The sequence below is a fragment of the Bifidobacterium anseris genome, from assembly GCF_002860345.1.
GTDB classification, from domain to species: Bacteria; Actinomycetota; Actinomycetes; order Actinomycetales; family Bifidobacteriaceae; genus Bifidobacterium; species Bifidobacterium anseris.
Genome location: NZ_NMYC01000009.1, coordinates 1 through 1526 on the forward strand (window position 1 = coordinate 1; position 1526 = coordinate 1526).

1 protein-coding gene is annotated in these 1526 nt (G+C 60.2%); it reads left to right on the plus strand.

Annotation, left to right across the window (positions count from 1 at the left end):
* Nucleotides 1-2 precede the first annotated feature (2 nt).
* Nucleotides 3-1286, plus strand: coding sequence for an Ig-like domain-containing protein (locus CGZ88_RS08790; protein ID WP_423734425.1), 1284 nt, complete (start codon nucleotides 3-5; stop codon nucleotides 1284-1286).
* Nucleotides 1287-1526: the final 240 nt, after the last annotated feature.

Below are 1526 nucleotides of genomic sequence, written 5' to 3' on the forward strand. Positions count from 1 at the left end.
CCGTGACGTGGACGTCCTCGAACACGGCGGTCGCGACCGTCGCCTCGGACGGCATCGTTCGCGGCGTCAAGTTCGGCATCGCGAAGATCACGGCGACGGCCGACGGCAAGTCCGCATCGGTCACCATCACCGTGACCAAGGGCGACGACCCGACGCCGGTGGTTCCGGTTGAGTCGGTGGCNATCTCGGGTACTGGTGTGTCGGCTGGCAAGGCGTCGATCAACGTCGGTGCCGGACTGAATCTCAATGCGACGGTGCTGCCGAGCAACGCGACGGACCGTACCGTCACGTGGAGCACGTCGAACGCCTCGGTGGCATCGGTGGCCAATGGCACGGTGCGCGGCATCAAGGCCGGCAATGCCGTCATCACGGCGACCGCCGGCAACAAGTCCGCCTCCATCATCGTGACGGTCGAGAACAACGGCGCCGTCCTGCAGTCGATTTCGATCTCAGGCTCCGGTGTCGCGAACAACAAGCTGACGTTGGCGCAGAACAAGTCGGTGCAGCTGTCGGTGAAGGCGACCCCGGCGAACGCGACGGTCGGCGCGGCCTATTGGACGTCGTCGGATCCGTCGGTTGCGACGGTCGATGGCAATGGCAAGGTCACGGCGAAGGCCGAGGGTGTCACGGCGATCACGGTGACGGCTTCCGGTAAGTCGGCTGCGATCGTGGTCACCGTCACCAAGAATGGTGGTTCGTCTGATCGGTTCTCTGATGTGCCGGCTGGTGTGTCGTTCCATGATGAGATCGAGTGGCTGGCGGCGCAGGGTATCACGAATGGGTATTCGGATGGTCGTTTTGGTTATGGTGATCATCTGAATCGTCAGGATATGGCGATCTTCCTGTATCGTCTGGCGACGGTGCATGGCGTGGCGGGTGCCGCGTCGTTCACGCCGTCGGATGCGGATTACCAGCGGTTCTCGGATGTGAAGCGTGGTTCGTATGGTGCCAAGGAGATCCTGTGGCTGGCTCGTAATGGCATTTCGCAGGGTTCGAATGGCCGGTTCAAGGGTAATGACAAGCTGACTCGTCAGGATATGGCGGTGTTCCTGTATCGCTATGCGTTGCTGGCGGGTGTGCCCGGTGTGGGTTCGTATGCGCCGTCGGATGCCGAGTATGCCCGGTTCTCGGATGTGAAGCGTGGCACGTTCGCTTCCAAGGAGATCCTGTGGTGCGCGAAGGTGGGTATCACGCGTGGTAACGCGAATGGTACGTTCGGCTATGGTGACAAGCTGACGCGTTCGGCGATGGCCGCGTTCCTGTACCGCCTCGACAAACTCATCTGAACCAAAACATGCGTCCCGTTTCCTAACCTGACGGCACGCTGAGCCAAGGCGGCTCCCCGGAAGACATCTTTCGGGGAGCCGCCTGTTTCTATATTCGTCGAGGATGGAACGCATGGACGACTGCAGTGGGAATGTCTGGAACAGATTGGCTTTCATATGATGCGAAGGTTCTCGGTATGACCCACTTGTGTTGATGTTGTGCAAGTATTTGGGTATATTAGATGGAATGCGAACGGTTGC